Origin of the sequence: Bacillus sp. Leaf49 (assembly GCF_001426125.1) — a bacterium.
Lineage (GTDB): Bacteria > Bacillota > Bacilli > Bacillales > Bacillaceae > Bacillus > Bacillus altitudinis.
Genome location: NZ_LMRK01000001.1, coordinates 99682 through 118779, shown reverse-complemented (window position 1 = coordinate 118779; position 19098 = coordinate 99682). Strand labels below are relative to the sequence as shown.

The following is a 19098-nucleotide window of genomic DNA, read 5'->3' as shown; positions in this document are numbered from 1 at the left end:
ACAACGAATGCGAGGGTTTGTCTACACGCTAAGGCACATCTTTGCATAAGGTGTGCCTTTTTTTATGTTCTCATGGTGTCAGTGCAAGCCTCCCTAAGCTCTGTACATAGAATAATCAATGGAGGAGGTTGATGAAGCGATGAGAACAAATCATATTTATATCCATGACATTTCCGGGCAGGCCATCGTTAACTTTGGGAATGTTGGGCGGATTTGTCCAATGAGTGCTACGAAAGAGACATCAGGAGCGGGCAGTGTGAACGAGACAAATGCATCATCCAGCCAAAGCTTATTTGATGCTGCTTTTACAAACAATGTGCAAATCACGAAAGGTAAATGTATGAATTCCTCTCTTTAACGAACCCTATACAAAAAGGAGGGTTCTGTATGATTCATGTACCATCTAGGCTGACTGGTGAAAGCTTTTCACTGTACCATTTAGAAGAAAATATGAAGCCGCTCGGATATGTCATTAATGGGAATTGGGATTATGATCATGGATATTTTGATTATAAAATTGACAACCGTGACGGCTATACCTTTCTCAGAGTTCCGTTTACAGCCGAGAAAGGACAGCTGGATCAGCCAGGCGTTGTGGTGAAAATGGGACATCCATTTCTCTTAAAGCATGTCTATCAAGATAAATTAGATGACCATGCGATGGTTGGAAATGTAGGGGCATCTTTTAACCAATTCCAAGAACCGAAAGAGAAAGACGGAGATGTGTCAAAGGCTTATGCCGAAATTGGCTTTTCACTCGTCAAAGAATTAGAAGATGTACTGCTTTAAAAGCTGATCAGCTCATCCTCTGGATGAAGCTCATATCCAAAAGGAGGATTCATCATGGGTCCTTCTTTTTTTTGTACGCCTACAATGATCACATGATGCTCTAAAAAGTGATGAAGTGCCGTTAAGAATGTCTCTCCAGCTAATGAAGCCGGTACTGGAATGATGGTGATCTGTTTATGGAGGGTCATGTTTCTTTTGATTTTTAACGCCATGAGCTGTTCTTTTAAAAGAAAATGCTCCACCATTAAATGATTCACGGCATCAGAAGTATGGATGACTTGATTGGCGCCAGCCCGCTCAGCATTTTTCACATAGCGATCGGTTAAAATTTCAATTAAACAATATAACGAAGGGTTTAATCCTTTTGCCGCAAGCAAGGTTAAGACACTCTGCATATCAGCCGTCACTTCATTTTCATGCTGGTCGGCGGTAATCATCAATGTATCAGCACTCATAATATTTGCTCTGCGAAGTGTGGCATCCTCTGTACCATGGCCTTTAATAAAATGGACATTCTCTAAAAGAGGTCCTTCCTTTAAGGAATCATCAATGAGTACAATCGGCATGGCGGGATCAATGGTTTGAAACGATTGAAGCAGTTTGTTCGTTTTCTCATTCCAGCCAACGATAATGACATGTCCTTTCCCCTTAAAAGCGACCTTTCCTTCTACATAATGGTGCTGCTTACTGAACACAGCGGCAGCGAGTGTGGCAAAATAAGCCGTTACAAAGCTTGCCCCGATCAGAATCAGCGCCATACCTGCGATTTGTCCGGGCATGGTTTGCGGCACAAAATCACCATAGCCTACCGTCGCAACTGTAATGAGAGCCCACCAGATCCCATCAAAGATCGTATGATACTGCTTTGGTTCAAGTATGACGATTAATTGTCCAAAAAAGAGAAGCAAGAAACAGATGATGATCGCAATGCGAACATAAAGAGGCCATCTTAGCCAGGCAATGAAGATACGGTTTGATTTCATCGAACTCGTCCTTTCAGGGAGACTGCTAATGTCAGTATGCCCGATTAGGAAACAATTTTTCATCATCGTCATGTATTGAAACAGAACCCATATCTTAAAATAAGAGAGAAGAAGGAGGGAATGCGAATGTCGTTTGTTCAAAAGACCGTACTTCTTTTTATCGGCGCACACTTTTTATCATCTGCGGTGATTTTACTCGTGTTTGATTTAAATGCGGTGAACCATTTTATGAACGATTTCTCGTGGCTTCGTTTTTTTCAAGACCTATATGGAACGGTGACATTTTATACAGCATGCATCGGAATGTTCTTCTTTTTCATTGGTGTAGTGATTCCCCTTAAAAAGACCTAGTGCTTTTTGCTGTACACGTTACATAAAAGTCATTAAAATTGTAAATAAATATATAAAATAAAAAGGAAGCTGATGAGCATGCTGTTTTTTTATTTTTTAACATTTGCCGCATTGGGATTGTCTTTTTGGGCACAATTTAAAGTAAAGAATAATTTTGAAAAGTATTCAAAGGTTGAAGCTGCCAGTATGAAAACAGGTGCTGAAACCGCTCGATATATTTTAGATCGCAACGGGTTATACGATGTACCCGTTGAACCGGTAAGAGGAACTTTGACTGATCATTACGACCCGACGCAGCGTGTGGTTCGTTTATCTGAACCAGTGTATTATGGCCATTCTATTTCGGCCATTTCAGTCGCATCACACGAGGTTGGACATGCCTTGCAGCATCAGGAATCCTATGGTGCGCTTGTCTTGAGACATAAGATCTTCCCTGTCGTGAACTTTGCATCTGGTGTTGCCCCGCTTCTTTTCCTAGGTGGATTATTGCTCGGCAGCCTTAACTTAATCGGGCTTGGGATCGTTCTGTTCTCAGCTGCTGTGTTCTTTCAGCTAGTGACATTGCCTGTTGAGTTTAACGCAAGTTCTCGTGCAAAGAATATCATTGTTTCAGAAGGAATCATTAGAAGCAGTGAAGAAAGAGGCGTGAACAAGGTGTTAAATGCCGCAGCTCTTACGTACGTAGCAGCGGCCCTTGTCTCCCTGTTTGAATTGCTCCGTTTTGTAATGATCTTCCTAAATGGCCGTAATGATTAATTGACGCCAGAGGAGGTGAGCCCTTACCCGTGTTAGGTAAGGGTTTTTTTGTATATTTTAAACGTATTTTTAGTCCTATTACTCATTGCTGCGACAGCATTTTTTGTTGTCACTGAATTTGCGATTGTGAAAATTAGAGGCTCAAAAATCAATCAGCTGATTGAAAGCGGTGATAAGAGAGCCATTCATGTTCAAAAACTGACAACCAACCTTGATGAATATTTATCTGCCTGTCAGCTTGGCATTACCATCACGGCATTAGGCTTAGGGTGGTTAGGGGAGCCAACAGTGGAACATTTCCTGCATCCGCTTTTTGAAAAGGCAGGGCTTCATTCCGCTTTGACAGACATCATATCGTTTATCATTGCCTTTGTGATCATTACGTTTTTGCATGTTGTCGTTGGGGAACTTGCTCCCAAAACGATTGCCATTCAAAAGGCAGAAGCTGTCAGTCTTGTGACGGCAAAACCTCTTATTTTTTTCTATAAAGTCATGTACCCGTTTATTAAAGCATTAAATGGGGCTGCACGAGGCATTGTGAAATTATTTGGTTTTCATTCTGTCAAAGAACATGAAGTGGCGATCAGTGAGGAAGAATTGCGTCTCATCCTGTCTGAAAGCTACGAAAAGGGCGAGATCAACCAATCTGAATACAAATATGTCAATAAAATATTTGAATTTGATAACCGAGTGGCGAGAGAGATCATGATCCCGCGCACAGAAATCTCTGCCATTGAAATTGAACAGAGCCTGGAAGACGTGACGCATTATATGCTGAACGAAAGGTATACACGTTATCCTGTCATTAAAGAAGACAAAGATCATGTCATTGGTGTGATCAATAGCAAAGACGTATTTAAAGCAAGTTTTCTCAATCAAGAGGTGTCCATTGAAGACTTAATGCGCCCTGTCATTCGTGTCATTGAAAGTACACCGATTCAAGAACTGCTGATTTTGATGCAAAAGGAACGGATTCATATGTCGGTGCTTGTAGATGAATACGGCGGAACAGCAGGTCTCGTCACAGTTGAAGACATATTAGAAGAAATTGTGGGTGAGATTCGAGATGAATATGATCAAGATGAAACCCCGCATATTGTGAAAAAAGGTGACTTCCACTATGTCATGGATGGGAAAGCCTTGATCGATGAAGTAAATGATTTATTGGATTTAGCGATTGAAAATGATGATGTTGATACAATTGCCGGCTGGATGATGACGCATAAAATTGATTTTGACATTGGAGATATCATTGAAGCAGAAGGCTGTGAATTTAAAATTGTCGATGCAGAAGATCATCATATTCGAACCATAGAAGTAAAAAAGGTTCACTTTTCCTAAAAACCTCGGAGCTATTGACGAGGTTTTTTTGCTTGGTAAACTTTAGGTAAGAAGATTTGTTTCTGCCAACCGGCAGTGATTGATTTCACATAAAAAGGGTATGGTTTTATAGACATGATCAAAAGGAGCCAGTGAAATGAAAAAAATCAACGTACAAACAGACAAACACGCTGACATGATAGACATTACCCATGAAGTTCAGCAATATGTCCGGGAAACTGGGATTCAAAACGGAACGGTTATGGTCTATTGTCCACATACGACGGCTGGAATCACCATTAATGAAAATGCCGACCCAGATGTCAAACGTGATATGCTGCGCCGGCTTGACGAAGTCTTTCCGTGGGAACATTCAAAAGATCGTCATATGGAAGGCAATACAGCAGCGCATATGAAAGCTAGTTATATGGGAGCATCTCAGCACGTTCTTGTCCATCATGGTGATCTTGTGCTTGGAACGTGGCAGGGAATCTATTTTTGTGAGTTTGACGGACCGAGACATCGTCACTTTTATGTACAGGTGTCATCTAACGAGTAAGGGCGGGGGAGAAGATGGGAGAATTCACAGCGTTACTTCAAATTGAACATGGCATCATTCAAGCACCAATGGCAGGAGGAGCGGTGACGCCGCAGCTTGTCGCCGCTGTTTCACAATATGGGGGTCTCGGCAGCTTAGCAAGTGGTTATGTACAGCCCGAAAAGATGAGGCAGCAAATCAGACAGGTCAAACAGCTGACATCTCGTCCATTTCAAGTGAATGTGTTTGTCCCTGAACCCATTTCAGAAACGAAAACAGAAGATGTATCATTTTGGACAGATCGGCTGCCTGTCATACCAGAAGCACAGATAATCCCTAGCGAAGAAGAATTATGGAAGGACTATGAACAAAAAATCAACATTCTTCAAGAAGAAGAAGTCCCAGCTGTGTCGTTTACATTTGCCTGTCCAAACGAACAAACAATTCATCACCTGAAACAAAAGGGGATCTTTCTCATCGGAACAGCTACAACAAAAAAAGAAGCACTGCTTTTGGAAGAAAAAGGAATGAATGCCATTGTTCTACAAGGAAGCGAAGCAGGAGGGCATCGAGGCACCTTTTTACCTTCAAAGGGAGATGCTCAGCAGGGACTTTTCTGCCTGATCAGTGATGTCAGGTCTGTCTGTCATATCCCATTGATTGCCGCTGGAGGTATCACAGACAGGACCACTATGAAAGCTGCACTAGCACTTGGAGCAGGTGCGGTTCAAATAGGGACACGATTTTTAGCGAGTCAAGAAAGTGCTGCGGCAGATGTGTACAAAAAGGCGCTGTTACAGGCAGAAGGCAGTGAAACAGCGATGACACGGCTTTTCTCTGGAAAAAAAGCCAGAGGTATTGTCAATCAGTGGATGGAGGAAGAAAGACGAAATGAAGACCGGGTTCTTCCCTATCCTATACAGCATGTATGGACAACACCGATGCGAAAAGCGGCAGCTGCTGCAGGAAACCCAGAACAAATGGCTCTTTGGGCAGGTCAGGGGGTTGGCCGTATTCATTCCATTTTAACCGTTGAAGAGATCATGCATGAACTCACGCAGATATAATTTGATGATGGGTGGTGTGACAGGATGGAAATCTTAAAACATTCATATCGGAAAAAAGGACAAATTGAATTTCTATTTGATGATTTTCCGCACTCCCCTGCCGTTCTTACCCCCATTCGTCATTACTATTTTGTTCGTTATGTGAAATGGAATCAGCACGACCCTCCAGTCACAAGAAACCATCTAGAAGAAATGGAAATCCTAGCAAACGCAATGCTTGGCACGCTCCATGATTACCGAAAACGCAAGGCATACAAAGGCCCCTTGTCATAACCTATAGACAAGAGGCCTTTTTTAGCTGCCAAACATTTGCCTGAGATAAATAACATCCATCCTAGTAGTCTGCGGCAGTAAATAAGCGGACTGAACCGCCCCTGGCCGTCTTCTGGCATTTAATTTATCGATAATCTCTGCAGCTGTTAAGATCCCAAGCCCATGCCCATAATATTGATCTTCCCCTAAGTAAATCACATTTTCTCCGCGCCATTGAGACTGTTGATAGCTAAACTCTGGATTCTCGAAATATAGGCAATCCCCATAAATAAAATCATTTCCGCGCTCTGTATAAATGGACAATGTATCATAGTGCCAGTCATACAGTGTTAAACTTCTAAGTCTTCGATTGAACTTCTCGTCTCCTACCGTTTGCAAGACTCCCATATAAAACACAATGACAATCGCTGTGGCACATTCAAAGGCATATTTTGAGCCATTTTCAAAGATGTCTTTAATCCCCGTAGATGGCTCGACTTGATAGCGCAGTTCTAACGCTCCGGCCTCTGATACACGCCAATAGGCGTCATTCGCACGGGACCTTTGAAAGATAGCAAATGAGGCACCGCTCTTATTCAAATCTCTTGCCGCATTCATGATATTCGATCTTAAAGTCACCTCAAATAACAAATCAGATGCCTGCCTATAACGGAACGTATCATTTGAGGCTTGTAACTGCATCAAAATGATCCGCTTTTGTCCTTCTAGCTGAAACGATGCCAGCTGCTCATTTGTCACTGGCTGTCCTGAAAGGATAATCATATGAAAAACGCCCCCTTTTGTATTAGCGTATGCGGGATGCTTGGGCAAGGAATCAATTTGTGAAAATAAACAAAAAGTCATCCTTTTTATTTGAAAAACATGAAAATAATATGAAGCTGTCCGATATAAAACATAACGTTTAAAAGGAGGAAAAACATGAAAAGTATCATAAAATGGTTGAAAAAACCATCGATTTCTAAAAGGCTGATTATTTCATTCACACTTGTTCTCGTCTTGCCTATCATTACACTCAGTACGATTTCATATCAGATTGCCAAAGAAGAATTAGATCATGAAATCATGTACGGAGCAAACGCAAGAGTCAATGAGCTGAATGACATGATTGAGCAAAAGCTTTTGAATAAGGAGAACGCAGTCAAACTGTTTACCGAAACATCCAGTGCTGCAGACTTTAAAAAGAAAAACCAGGACGAACTGTATGAGCATTTTGAGATATACAGTAAAATCAATGAAGATGATGTGGTTGGGTTTTATGCAGCAAGTAAAAATCGTGACTTTATTCAGTTCCCTAAAGTGGACATGCCAAAAGGCTATGATCCAACAACTCGTGACTGGTATAAAGCGGCGATGCAGGACGAAAAAGGTGAACCTGTGGTCACCAATCCATACATCTCTGCCACAACAAACGGCATGGTTGTCACAATCGCTCAGCGTCTAAAGGACGGATCGGGAGCCATTGGGATTGATATTGATGTTCAGGATATCGTCGATAAAATCAAAGATATTAAAATTGGACGAGAAGGATATCCAATTATTGCAAATAAAAATAAACAGATTGTCGCTCATCCAGAAGAAAAATCAGGATCTGCAGTGACTGAAAATATTTCATCAATCCTTTACAGCAGCAAAGAAGGAACATCAACTTATGAGAATAAAGGAGAGCAAAAACGTCTCGTTTTTGTAACAAATGATTTAACAGGTTGGAAAATTGCTGGAACGATGTTTGTATCAGAAACAGAAGAAGCAGCACAGCCAGTTTGGAATTCTGCCATTATTCTTTTAATTTCTTCTTTTATCCTTGGCGGTATTGCGATCTTCTTTATCGTTCGCTCCATCACAATTGGACTTAGAAGGCTTGTTGATTTCTCAGAAAAGGTGAGTGAAGGGGATCTAACGGAAACCCTCGAAACCAAATCGAAGGATGAAATAGGAGACCTCACAAGAAGCTTTAGTAAGATGAGTGAATCTTTGCGTGAAGTTATCCGAGCGGTCCAGCAATCTGTCGACAATGTAGCTTCAGCTTCAGAAGAGCTGACTGCTAGTGCCAGCCAAACAAGTCAGGCGACAGAGCATATCACCATGTCGATTGAACAATTCTCAAATGGGAATGAAGCACAAAATGAGAAAGTCGAATCTAGCACGAATCAGCTTGTCGCAATGAATGAAGGATTACAAGGTATGTCACAAACTTCATCAGAAGTGACTGCTGTCTCCATTCAATCGACAGAAGCGGCTGGACAAGGCGGACGTATCGTTGAAAGCACAGCGAATCAAATGAAACATATCGATACATCTGTACAAGAAGCCGAACAAGTCATGAAAGAATTAGAATACAAATCTAAAGATATTACGAGCATTTTAAATGTCATTAATGGCATCGCAGATCAAACGAATTTACTTGCACTCAATGCAGCCATAGAAGCAGCAAGAGCAGGTGAATCAGGGCGTGGCTTCTCTGTCGTAGCAGAGGAAGTCAGAAAACTAGCGGTCCAATCCGCAGATTCAGCGAAAGAAATTGAAAAACTGATCCAAGAAATTGTGTTGGAAATTTCCAAATCTCAAGAGATGTTCAAAGCTGTTAACCGAGAAGTAAATGCAGGACTTGGGATGACAGAAGAAGCAAAAGAAAGCTTCCAAAATATCTATGAGGCGGCAGAAGGTATGTCGAAAAAGCTCACTCAATTAAATGATACAGCGGTTGACCTATCAAGCGGATCAAAACTTGTATCACAAGCCATGCAAGAGATGCGTCAAGTTTCAAGAGAAAGTGCGGCGAACATTCAAGATATTGCGGCATCTGCTGAAGAACAATTGGCATCTATGGAAGAAATTTCGTCCTCTTCTGTCACACTTGCCAATATGGCTGAGGAATTAAAAGAGCTGACAAGTCAATTTAAAATTGATTAAAAAACGATGAAAAAATATCCAGAATTGTCTGGGTATTTTTTTTATTTTTAAACGTCATTTCCAGCCCTCTAAAAATAAACCTTTCATCCGATAATAACTTTAGAGAAGTAAAGGGGGAAAGAGAAAATGGGAAAAATGATCCAATGGTTCAAAAAACCATCCATTTCTAAAAAATTAGTTATTGCCTTTTTGGTAGTCCTTATACTGCCAACAGTTGCACTGACCATTAGTGCGTTTTTCACATCAAAGACAGAGTTAGACAAACAGATTATGGGCAGTGCGATGAGTCAGGTCAATGCATTTGATACCTTAATCGATGAGAATATTGGGAACAAGGCAGAGGCTGTGACCCTGTTTACAGATGATCTCAAGGCGGCTAATCTTCAAGAAAAAAATAGAAAAGCTACCATTAAAGAATTGCAGCAATATGGAAAAATTAATGAAAAAGATGTCTCAGCCATTTATGCAGGTTCAGAAAAGGGTTTGTTCATGCAATACCCAGTTCAAAAAATGCCTGAAGGCTATGACCCGCGAGAGCGTCCATGGTATCAAGAGGCCAAGAGTGCTGATGGTAAACAAGTCATCACGAAGCCATATGTCGCAGCATCTACAGGTAAAATGGTCATCACCATTGCCCAAAAAACGAAAGATGGCTCAGGGGTGATTGGTCTTGATATGGAAATTGACAGCCTCATTCAAAAGCTAAAAGAAATCAAAATAGGTCAAAAAGGATATGCTTTCATCATGGAGAAGGATAAAACCGTGTTAGCAGATCCAACCCAAAAGCCAGGAAGCAAAGTCAATGAGAATTTGGCGAACATTATTTTTAAAAACAAACAAGGAAACGGCAGCTATTCACTCAATGGAACAGATAAAAAGGTAGCTTATGTCACCAATGAACTAACCGGCTGGAAAATCGGCGGTACGATGCTCGTATCAGAAGTAGAGGATGCAGCTAAACCCGTTTTTAATACAGCCATTATTGTGTTCAGTGTGACACTGATCGTAGCAGGAACCCTCATCTTCTTTATTGTCCGCTCTATTTCAAATAGATTATCCAATCTGGCCCGTTTCTCGAAAAAGGTCAGCGATGGTGATTTACGTGATAAACTTCAGATTCAATCAGATGATGAAATAGGACAAGTTGGTAAAGGCTTTAATACGATGATTGACTCATTAAGATCCCTCATTGGTGCCGTCCAAACCTCCGTTGAAAATGTCGCTTCTTCATCAGAAGAACTGACCGCAAGCGCAGGACAAACAAGTAAAGCAACAGAGCATATTACATTAGCCATTGAACAATTCTCTACTGGTAACGAAAGCCAGAATGATAAAGTGGAATCAAGCTCAGAAGAGTTAGAAGAAATGAACAGAGGCCTTCAGCACATGAATGAATCGGCCGAATCGATTACCGCTTCATCCATCAAATCAACAGAGATTGCAGGAGAAGGCGGACAGCTAGTAGAAAAAACCGCTTCTCAAATGAACGTGATTGATCAATCAGTGAAAAAAGCAGAGAATGTCATCAGTGCGCTAGAAAGCAAATCAAAAGATATTACCCAGATTCTTGGTGTCATTAATGGCATCGCAGATCAAACGAATTTACTTGCGCTGAATGCAGCAATTGAGGCAGCAAGAGCTGGAGAATCTGGTCGAGGTTTCTCCGTTGTAGCAGAAGAAGTAAGAAAACTTGCTGTTCAATCTGCCAACTCAGCGAAAGAAATTGAAAACTTAATCAAAGAAATCGTTCAAGATATTGATGTATCACAAGAAGTATTCACAGCAGTAAATCAAGAAGTTCAATCAGGATTAAGCTTTACTGAACAAACGAAAGTCAGCTTCCACAATATTTTCGACATGACCAAAGAAATCTCAGATCAGCTCCAAACAATGAATCGAACAGTTGTCCAGTTGTCAAAAGGATCTGCACATGTTTCTGAGGCTGTCCGTGAGATTGCAGACGTATCACGTGAAAGCTCCGCCAATATTCAAGACATTGCCGCTTCAGCTGAAGAACAGCTGGCATCAATGGAAGAGATCAGCTCATCCTCTGCCACCCTTTCTTCAATGGCAGAAGAATTACGTGATTTGATTAGCAAATTTAAAGTCGAATAAACCAAATGAAAAGAACCTCCAGCTAGGGGGTTCTTTTTTTGAAGTGAATAAATCGAAAGAAATAGGTAAATATGCTTATTTTGGTGGTTTTTTGAACATTACACCTTGAAAAATAATCCGTATTACCTAAGAATAGAGGGGGATGATCCCAAATCATAAACCAAAAGGAGTAGAGTCATGAAAAAAATCAACTTTTTTAAGCACTTTACGATGTCAAAGAAATTAATTACTGCATTCTTAGCGATTCTCCTAGTGCCCATTCTTGTGTTGGCCGCATTTTCCTATGAAGTGGCGTCTAAGTCTCTCAATGATGAGATTATGTCTAGCGCTGCAAATGGTGTGAATCAATTAAATGAACTGATCAATAAAGATGTACAGCCTAAAATTGATATTGTTTCTTATTTATCTAAATCGGTGAAAAAAAAGGAACTGGCCTCTAAAAATAAGGATTTACTTAAGGTGAAATTAGAGCAACTATCGGAAACAGACGACGATGTCGTAGAAGTATTTGTTGCAGATCAGAATGGTAAACTAACTGAATATTCCGAGATTCATAAAGGCAGTGCCAAAAGCGCAAAAAATGAACCATGGTTTCAACAATCAATGGGAGATGACAAACTCATCATTTCAGATCCTTTTACAGACAAGTCATCAGATGACCTGCTCATCACAATATCAGAACAGTTAGCAGATGGTTCTGGTGTTATCGGCATAAATGTACGATTGAACACAATTGTGAAAGATACAAACAGCATCAAAATTGGTCAGGAAGGTTATGCGTTTGTCGCTACCTCAGACCAACGTTACATTGCTCATAAAACGGAAAAGGCCGGGACGAAACTGACAGGCGATTTCATCGAAAAAATGTATAACAATAAAAAAGGCAGTTTCGAATATGAATTCAACGGACAGCCGAAGCAAATGTTTTATGACACAAATGAAGCGACAGGCTGGAAGCTTGCGGGAACAATGTATGTCAACGAAGTGAAAGAAGCCGCGCAGCCAGTGCTTGACTTAACCATGATCATCCTAGCTGCTGCGATTGTCATCGGTGGAATCGCGATTTATTTTATTATTAAATCAATCCGAAAACCACTCATAGAGCTCTCTGAATCGGCTGAGAAAATCAGTCAGGGGGATCTTACCCAGCATATTGAGGTGCGCACACATGATGAAATCGGCAAACTTGCACAGAGCTTTAACGATATGTCGGCAAAGCTGAAACAAGTCATTCAAGCCGTCCAGAATTCAATTGAAAATGTTGCTGCCTCATCTGAAGAATTAACGGCTAGCGCAGGACAGACAGCCCAAGCAACTGAGCATATTACCTCATCTATTGAACAGTTCTCAAACAGCAATGAACATCAAAATGAGATGATTGAAAAAAGCTCTGTCCAGCTAAACGACATGGATCGCAGTTTATCACATATGGTCAACACGACTTCTCACATGATGGAATCATCTATCGAGTCTAGCAAAACCGCTCAGGCTGGTGGAGAGCTCGTTCAAAAAACAGCAGGTCAAATGCAAACGATTGAACAAGCAGTGAAAGAAGCAGAGCTTGTGATTGCAGGGCTAGAACAGAAATCTAAGGACATTACAAGCATTCTTGGAGTCATCAACGGCATTGCAGATCAGACGAACCTCCTCGCTTTAAATGCAGCGATAGAAGCCGCACGTGCAGGTGAGGCAGGAAGAGGCTTCTCTGTGGTCGCAGAAGAAGTCCGCAAGCTGGCAGAGCAATCAGGCAGCTCTTCAAAAGAAATTGAAAGCCTAACGAACGAAATTGTAGATGAAATTGAAAAGTCGCAGAAGATGTTTAGACAAGTAGCAGGTGAAGTGCAATCTGGATTAAACATTACAGATGAAACGAAAGTGAGTTTTGAGAAAATCACCCATAAGACATCAGAAATGACAGAACAAATGAAACAAATGAACGGATCAGCCCAAGAACTTTCTCATGGCTCAAACGATATTTCACAAGCAGTCAATCAAATCAAAGAGCTTTCACGTGAAAGTTCCGCAGGTTTCCAAGATATTGCGGCTTCAGCAGAAGAACAGCTGGCATCAATGGAAGAGATCAGCTCATCTTCCGCCACTTTATCTCAAATGGCAGAAGAACTGAGAGAGCTCATCAAACAATTTAAAATATAAGAGTCATAGTAGAACCCCTGACGTTTTGACGTTAGGGGTTTCAGCGTGTAGACAAACCCTCGCATTCGGTGTCAGTCCTGCGCGCGCCAGTACTCGTCCTTCCTAGGGCTGCAAAGGTTTTCTATCACGCTGAAAAGAAGACAAAGGGCTAAAATAAAGTTCATTTTAGCCCTTTGTCAATAATCTGGAACACCTGACGTTTTGACGTCAGGTGTTTTTCCGTTGTTTGCACATAATTTGGGTATTTTGGACTTATCTAGACTTTAATAAGTTAAAAAAGTAAAGAACCTAGTAGTACTTCCGATATATATACTATCTTACTAAAAGGAGTTTTCTTTTTTATGAATTTCATACAGTATTTCAAAAAACCATCGATATCAAAAAAGCTCGTTTTCTCTTTCTTATTTATTCTTTTATGCCCAATTATCGTATTGGCATTCTCTTCATATCATACGGCGAGCACCTCTTTAAATGATCAAATCATGCAAAGTGCAAAGGAAAATGTAGAACAGCTGGACAAAAACATTACGAAGGTTGTAAAAGTAAAAACAGACGCAGCCGATTTCTTTAGCAAATGGATTACTGAGAAAAAGCTGGGGCAAAAAGGAACGACTGATATTCAAGGACGCTTTGAGCAGTTCATGAGCATGAATGATGACACAGAAGGCATCTTTGTTGCTTCAAGTGATGGAAAAGTGTTTTCAAGATATCCAAATCAAAAAATGCCTGCTGATTATGTCGCAACTGAGCGGGATTGGTACAAAGATGGCTGGGCGAAAAACGGTGAGCTGTCTGTTTCCGCTCCATATCCAACCGCATCAACTGGTACGCTTGTTGTGACGATTTCTAAAAAACTAGAGGATGGTTCTGGTGTTATTGCCATGAACCTGGACATTGCAAATCTAGTAAAAGAGTCTAATAGTATCAATATTGGTAAAGAAGGTCATGCTTTTATCGGAAGCCCAGATCGAACATACGTGGCACATCCAACGAAAAAAGCAGGAACAAAATTAACAGGTGATTGGGTAGACAAGCTTTATACACAAGACAAAGGTTCAATGAGTTATATGTTTGAAGGGAAAGAAAAGCAAATGGAGTTCACAACAAACAAAGCGACTGGTTGGAAAATTGCTGGTACAATGTTTGTCAGTGAAGTAGAAGAAGCGGCGCAGCCAGTCTTCAACATGGCGGCCATTATATTAGCTGGTGCGCTCATCATTGGCGGTATTCTCATCTTCTTTATCATCCGTTCTATTACAAAACCACTTTCCATGCTTGTCTCCTCTTCTAAGAAGATTAGCGAAGGAGATTTAACAGAGAAAATTGATGTCCGGTCAAAGGATGAGATTGGTCAGCTCGGTACAAGTTTTAATGAAATGAGTGAGTCACTCAGAGATGTGATCCAAGCTGTACAGACATCTGTTGAAAACGTGGCGTCATCGTCGGAAGAACTGACGGCAAGTGCAGGTCAAACGACAAAAGCAACCGAACATATTACATCATCCATTGAAACATTCTCGAACGGAAACGAAAATCAAAGTGAAATGGTGGAACAAAGTGCAGCCCACTTGAAACAAATGAACGAAGGGCTAAATGAAGTTGCACAAACATCTGATGTCATTACAGAATCATCGGTTCAATCAAAAAAAGTCGCAGAAACAGGCGGACAGCTTGTTGAACAGACAGTTGGCCAAATGAAAACGATTGATCATTCAGTGAAAGAAGCTGAAAGTGTGATCAACGGATTAGAGCATAAATCAAAAGATATCACCAACATTTTAGGTGTCATTAACGGTATAGCAGATCAAACGAATTTACTGGCTCTGAATGCAGCCATTGAAGCAGCACGTGCGGGCGAGTCAGGCAGAGGCTTCTCGGTTGTAGCAGAAGAAGTCCGTAAGCTGGCGGTTCAATCATCAGATTCTGCAAAAGAGATTGAAAAACTCGTCAAAGAAATTGTCTCTGAAATTGAAACGTCTCAAAATATGTTCAAATCTGTGAATGAAGAAGTAAAAAATGGTCTATCAATTACAGACCAAACAAAAGAAAGCTTCTCACAAATCAATCAGCAAACGGCAGAAATTGCGACAAGAATCAATGAAATGAATACGACAGTTCGTGAGCTTTCAAAAGGATCTGAGCAAATTTCTAAAGCAGTGAATGAAATTGCAGATGTATCGAGAGAGAGTTCAGCAAGTATTCAAGATATCGCGGCATCAGCAGAAGAACAGCTGGCATCAATGGAAGAGATTAGTTCTTCTTCGACGACGCTTTCCCAAATGGCGGAAGAATTGCGTGACTTAATTAAAAAATTCAAGATCAGTGAATAATAGAAAGTGGTTCTCCTCAAGGGGAACCGCTTTTCTTTTTAAGAGATGATCTCGTACAATAGAGGAAATCCGAAGAAAAGGAGAGATGTTATGCGTTTATCAAATAAGAAGGTCATTGCGTTAGTCAGTGATGATTTTGAAGATTTAGAGCTATGGTATCCCGTTTTGCGATTAAGAGAAGAGGGGGCAACTGTCCATCTCGTAGGCGAAAAAGCAGATCATGAATATATCGGGAAGTACGGAGTGCCGGCTGTATCAGATGCAGACTTCTATTCCATTCAAGCAGATGATTATGATGCGGTTCTCGTTCCTGGGGGATGGGCGCCCGATAAACTGCGCCGATATCCAGAAGTATTAGACATCGTTCGTACGTTTGATGCAAAGGGCAAACCGATCGGACAAATCTGTCATGCCGGCTGGGTGCTCATTTCAGCTGGTATCCTGAAAGGTAAAAAAGTAACGAGTACACCTGGTATTAAAGATGATATGACGAATGCTGGAGCAGAATGGTTTGATGAAGCGGTTGTGACAGATGGTCATATTGTATCTAGCAGACGCCCGCCGGACCTTCCGCCATATGTGAAAGCATTTGCCGATGTATTAGCGGCAAACTAGATTCACATGAACAAACAAAGGGCTGTAAAACGCCCTTTGTTCATTCAATGCCTCATTACATTTGTCTGTCGGCTGGATAGATAATGCCCATTTGTCTTCTCGCCTCGTCCATGACGGACATGGTTTGAACAGATAAGGCAAATGTATTGATTGGAGACTGCCCCTTTTTTTGCTTGATGCATTGAATGAAGTGATCGATTTCATAATACATAGCCGGTTGATCATCTTTAATAGAAATATCGGTTTGCTGTCCATTCCGATCATGGATGATGATACGAGAAGGGCGATGGAATTGATCAATGACCATCGTGGCATCCTCCCCTTGAATTTCAGCAGATACATGAGATGTTGAGATTTTTGAATGGAAAAGAAGTGCTTGATGTCCTTCATATTGTAAAAGTAATGAACCGCTCCCATCTACTCCAGAAGAAAGTGTATAGCCTCTCGCGGTGATTTGATGTGGCAGCCCGAATAAATAAATGATGGGAAAGACAAGATACACGCCGATGTCCATTAAGGAGCCATTGGATAATTCCGGCTTAAAAGCGTTTGGAATCTCACCGTTTCGGTAGGCATCGTATCTTGAGGAATATTTACAGTAATGAGCGATCACTTGCCGAATGGGGCCTAGTTGATCAAGATGCTGCTTGATTTGAAGAAAATTCGGCAGAAATGTGGTCTTCATCGCTTCCATTAAGCACACCTGATATTTTTTCGCAGCAGCAATCATTTCTTCAGCCTCTTTACGGTGAGAGGCCAATGGTTTTTCACATAATACATGTTTTTGATGCGCCATCATCAGCATCGCTTGCTCTTTGTGAAGGGCGTTTGGACTTGCGATATACACAGCATCAAACGCATCACTTGCCGCCATTTGCTGTAAATTAGTAAAGACGGTATCAATGCCATACTTGTTTGCAAATGCCTGTCCTTTTTCAGCAGACCGAGAATAGACGGCCGTACATGTAAAATCCGCCACTCCTTCACCAGCCTGTAAGAATCGATCTGTAATCCAATTCGTTCCGATGACAGCAAATCGAATCATCACATTCCCTCCTTCTGCTTTTCTCTGATTATACATGCTTTGAAAGCGTTTGTATGAAAGAATCTTCTTTTTTATTGAAAAGCGGATGAAACCTTTACCTTAGCTGATGCGTCTTACATAAAGAAAATAAATGTACGAAAAGTGGATAGTTTCCTCCTTCATTCGGGTAATACTTGAGAAGGAGGGAGGAGGAAACGAACATGAAGCGCATCCTACATATAGGAAGTACATACGCATTCGCGCTTTTATTTATAGCAGCCGGTGTTTTTCATGTGATAGAGCCAAGCGGCTTTGCCCGCATGATGTCTGGATGGCCATTTCCCTATGGTATCATTTATGCCACCGCATGCTTGGAATGGCTGTTGGCCGTATTACTGCTTCTTCCAAACGTAAGGATTGTGGCAGCAAAAATGATCGCTGTCTATCTGGTGCTCATTTTCCCTGCGAACCTATTTGCTGCGAGAGAAGGGATTCCATTTCCAGGGCAAGAGAGCACAGAACAAGCCTTGTTATGGATGAGATTAATCGGACAACCGATTTTGATTGGATGGGCCATGTCCATTGCGAAACGTGAAAAAAAGCTAAAACAATGATCACAAAATGATGATCAAGTAGTGTACAATTTACTAATAAAATAGCCCGTGTTTGGAGGAAAGATATGAATTCTATGCAAATGTGGAGCAGTCGATTTAGAAAATTTTTTCTTGATAACAAGTTTGTTCTCTTTTTACTCATCCTGCTATTAATAGGGTTGAATATCCTTGTTTTCATGAAAGCATCTTTTATTTTCACACCGCTCATTGTACTCATCAAAACCATTGCCTTACCGATTATTTTAACGGGGGTTGTGTATTATTTATTAAATCCAATTGTGAATTTATTAGAGAGATTTAAGGTCAAACGGATCTTTTCGATTTTGCTTTTATATATCGTCATTATTGGGATCATTACTGTGACCATTGTATCTATTATTCCTTTTTTACAAGCACAAACGATGAGTCTGTTTCATAATCTGCCAAAATACGTTGATACGGTAGAAGAACAGATTAGACAATTAACTGGAAGCAACTTTATTAGTCAAGTGCAGAAAACGATGAACTTTAACGTCTCTGAATTGGTGAGTAAAGCGTCAAGTCAAGCGACGAAGATTTTGGAAAGTACTTTTACTGGAGTCGGCACTTTCTTAGGGGCGCTTACTGAAATTATCATCTCGATCGTGACGGTTCCGTTCATTCTGTTTTATCTATTAAAAGACGGCAAAAAACTGCCTGACTATTTCTTGAAATTTATCCCGAATAAGTTTAGAGACCATACTCATATCGTGCTTCACGAAATGAACCATCGTCTAAGTTCTTATATACGCGGGCAGATCATTGTCAGCTTCTGTATCGGTATTCTTCTTTTAATTGGCTATATGATTATTGGACTTGACTATGCGCTGCTGCTGGCGATTATTGCGGCATGTACAAGTGTAGTGCCATACCTTGGTCCAACCATTGCGATTACACCAGCGATTGTGATTGCGCTTGTGACATCACCAGTGATGCTTTTAAAACTCATCATTGTCTGGACAGTGGTTCAGCTCATTGAAGGGAAATTCATTTCTCCTCAGGTGATGGGGAAAAACCTTCATATCCATCCGATTACGATTATTTTTGTTCTATTAACAGCAGGTAAATTGTTCAGTGTCGTCGGCATCATTGTTGCGATTCCGACGTATGCCGTTCTGAAAGTGATCACGACCCACCTGTTTGATTGGTTCAAAATGCGATCCAATTTGTATAAAGAAGAAAAGGTTTGATGTCATAATCTTTTTTAGAAAAAAATATAGTATCATAAAGACGAGCTTTCG

At 40.9% G+C, this 19098-nt stretch carries 18 protein-coding genes and 2 pseudogenes; 17 read left to right on the top strand and 3 right to left on the bottom strand.

Annotation, left to right across the window (positions count from 1 at the left end):
• Nucleotides 1-139: 139 nt before the first annotated feature.
• Both ASG46_RS00745 and ASG46_RS00740 read left to right on the top strand, forming a co-directional pair.
• On the top strand, nucleotides 140-358 hold the full coding sequence (locus ASG46_RS00745) for a spore germination protein (protein ID WP_024719714.1): 219 nt from the start codon (nucleotides 140-142) through the stop codon (nucleotides 356-358).
• Nucleotides 359-387: 29 nt separating this feature from the next.
• Nucleotides 388-789: a YugN-like family protein gene (locus ASG46_RS00740; RefSeq protein ID WP_024719713.1), complete on the top strand. Its 402-nt coding sequence runs from the start codon at nucleotides 388-390 to the stop codon at nucleotides 787-789.
• Here the strand turns inward: ASG46_RS00740 and ASG46_RS00735 are convergent.
• Nucleotides 786-1772 carry a potassium channel family protein gene (locus ASG46_RS00735; RefSeq protein WP_041507696.1) on the bottom strand — a complete coding sequence of 329 codons (987 nt, stop codon included), beginning with the start codon at nucleotides 1770-1772 and terminating at the stop codon, nucleotides 786-788. The two genes, ASG46_RS00740 and ASG46_RS00735, sit on opposite strands and share 4 nt — an antisense overlap.
• Before the next feature lie 126 nt (nucleotides 1773-1898).
• Here ASG46_RS00735 and ASG46_RS00730 point away from each other — a divergent pair, with 126 nt between their 5' ends.
• The 6 genes from ASG46_RS00730 to ASG46_RS00705 all read left to right on the top strand — a co-directional run bounded on the left by ASG46_RS00730 (nucleotide 1899) and on the right by ASG46_RS00705 (nucleotide 6077).
• On the top strand, nucleotides 1899-2123 hold the full coding sequence (locus ASG46_RS00730) for a hypothetical protein (protein ID WP_008345775.1): 225 nt from the start codon (nucleotides 1899-1901) through the stop codon (nucleotides 2121-2123).
• A gap of 81 nt (nucleotides 2124-2204) precedes the next feature.
• Nucleotides 2205-2879: a zinc metallopeptidase gene (locus ASG46_RS00725; RefSeq protein ID WP_024719711.1), complete on the top strand. Its 675-nt coding sequence runs from the start codon at nucleotides 2205-2207 to the stop codon at nucleotides 2877-2879.
• 48 nt (nucleotides 2880-2927) lie between these two features.
• Nucleotides 2928-4220, top strand: coding sequence for a hemolysin family protein (locus tag ASG46_RS00720; RefSeq protein ID WP_024719710.1), 1293 nt, complete (start codon nucleotides 2928-2930; stop codon nucleotides 4218-4220).
• A 136-nt stretch (nucleotides 4221-4356) separates the two neighbouring features.
• Complete coding sequence (locus tag ASG46_RS00715; protein WP_047945337.1) at nucleotides 4357-4758, top strand: secondary thiamine-phosphate synthase enzyme YjbQ; 402 nt, start codon at nucleotides 4357-4359, stop codon at nucleotides 4756-4758.
• A gap of 14 nt (nucleotides 4759-4772) precedes the next feature.
• A complete protein-coding gene (locus tag ASG46_RS00710; protein ID WP_056408272.1) occupies nucleotides 4773-5804 on the top strand; it encodes a nitronate monooxygenase in 1032 nt (343 codons plus the stop codon).
• A 24-nt stretch (nucleotides 5805-5828) separates the two neighbouring features.
• Nucleotides 5829-6077: a hypothetical protein gene (locus ASG46_RS00705; RefSeq protein WP_041507693.1), complete on the top strand. Its 249-nt coding sequence runs from the start codon at nucleotides 5829-5831 to the stop codon at nucleotides 6075-6077.
• A 21-nt stretch (nucleotides 6078-6098) separates the two neighbouring features.
• On the opposite strand, the gene ASG46_RS00700 is transcribed toward ASG46_RS00705, so the two are convergent.
• On the bottom strand, nucleotides 6099-6839 hold the full coding sequence (locus ASG46_RS00700; protein WP_008345763.1) for a protein-glutamine gamma-glutamyltransferase: 741 nt from the start codon (nucleotides 6837-6839) through the stop codon (nucleotides 6099-6101).
• A 156-nt stretch (nucleotides 6840-6995) separates the two neighbouring features.
• Between ASG46_RS00700 and ASG46_RS21575 the strand changes: the two are divergent.
• The 7 genes and pseudogenes from ASG46_RS21575 to ASG46_RS00675 all read left to right on the top strand — a co-directional run.
• Nucleotides 6996-8045, top strand: a pseudogene (locus ASG46_RS21575) (cache domain-containing protein); the annotation flags it as partial.
• Complete coding sequence (locus ASG46_RS21570) at nucleotides 8037-8987, top strand: methyl-accepting chemotaxis protein (protein WP_370529240.1); 951 nt, start codon at nucleotides 8037-8039, stop codon at nucleotides 8985-8987. The pseudogene ASG46_RS21575 and the gene ASG46_RS21570, both read left to right, overlap by 9 nt.
• Nucleotides 8988-9113: 126 nt before the next feature.
• Nucleotides 9114-10157 (top strand): annotated as a pseudogene (locus ASG46_RS21565) (HAMP domain-containing protein); the annotation flags it as partial.
• A complete protein-coding gene (locus ASG46_RS21560) occupies nucleotides 10152-11102 on the top strand; it encodes a methyl-accepting chemotaxis protein (protein WP_370529239.1) in 951 nt (316 codons plus the stop codon). The pseudogene ASG46_RS21565 and the gene ASG46_RS21560, both read left to right, overlap by 6 nt.
• A 177-nt stretch (nucleotides 11103-11279) precedes the next feature.
• A complete protein-coding gene (locus tag ASG46_RS00685; protein ID WP_041507691.1) occupies nucleotides 11280-13256 on the top strand; it encodes a methyl-accepting chemotaxis protein in 1977 nt (658 codons plus the stop codon).
• Nucleotides 13257-13597: 341 nt separating this feature from the next.
• Nucleotides 13598-15586 (top strand): methyl-accepting chemotaxis protein TlpB, encoded by a 1989-nt coding sequence (gene tlpB, locus ASG46_RS00680; RefSeq protein WP_056702603.1) that lies wholly within the window; start codon nucleotides 13598-13600, stop codon nucleotides 15584-15586.
• Nucleotides 15587-15676: 90 nt separating this feature from the next.
• Complete coding sequence (locus ASG46_RS00675) at nucleotides 15677-16201, top strand: type 1 glutamine amidotransferase domain-containing protein (RefSeq protein ID WP_008344162.1); 525 nt, start codon at nucleotides 15677-15679, stop codon at nucleotides 16199-16201.
• Nucleotides 16202-16256: 55 nt separating this feature from the next.
• Here the strand turns inward: ASG46_RS00675 and ASG46_RS00670 are convergent, their stop codons facing one another.
• Complete coding sequence (locus tag ASG46_RS00670; protein ID WP_008344161.1) at nucleotides 16257-17246, bottom strand: Gfo/Idh/MocA family protein; 990 nt, start codon at nucleotides 17244-17246, stop codon at nucleotides 16257-16259.
• Nucleotides 17247-17446: 200 nt separating this feature from the next.
• Here ASG46_RS00670 and ASG46_RS00665 point away from each other — a divergent pair, with 200 nt between their 5' ends.
• The gene (locus ASG46_RS00665; protein ID WP_008344160.1) at nucleotides 17447-17839 is read left to right on the top strand and encodes a DoxX family protein; all 393 of its coding nucleotides are present in this window, start codon (nucleotides 17447-17449) and stop codon (nucleotides 17837-17839) included.
• A 65-nt stretch (nucleotides 17840-17904) separates the two neighbouring features.
• Nucleotides 17905-19047, top strand: coding sequence for an AI-2E family transporter (locus tag ASG46_RS00660; RefSeq protein WP_007500555.1), 1143 nt, complete (start codon nucleotides 17905-17907; stop codon nucleotides 19045-19047).
• The last annotated feature ends 51 nt before the right edge of the window (nucleotides 19048-19098 follow it).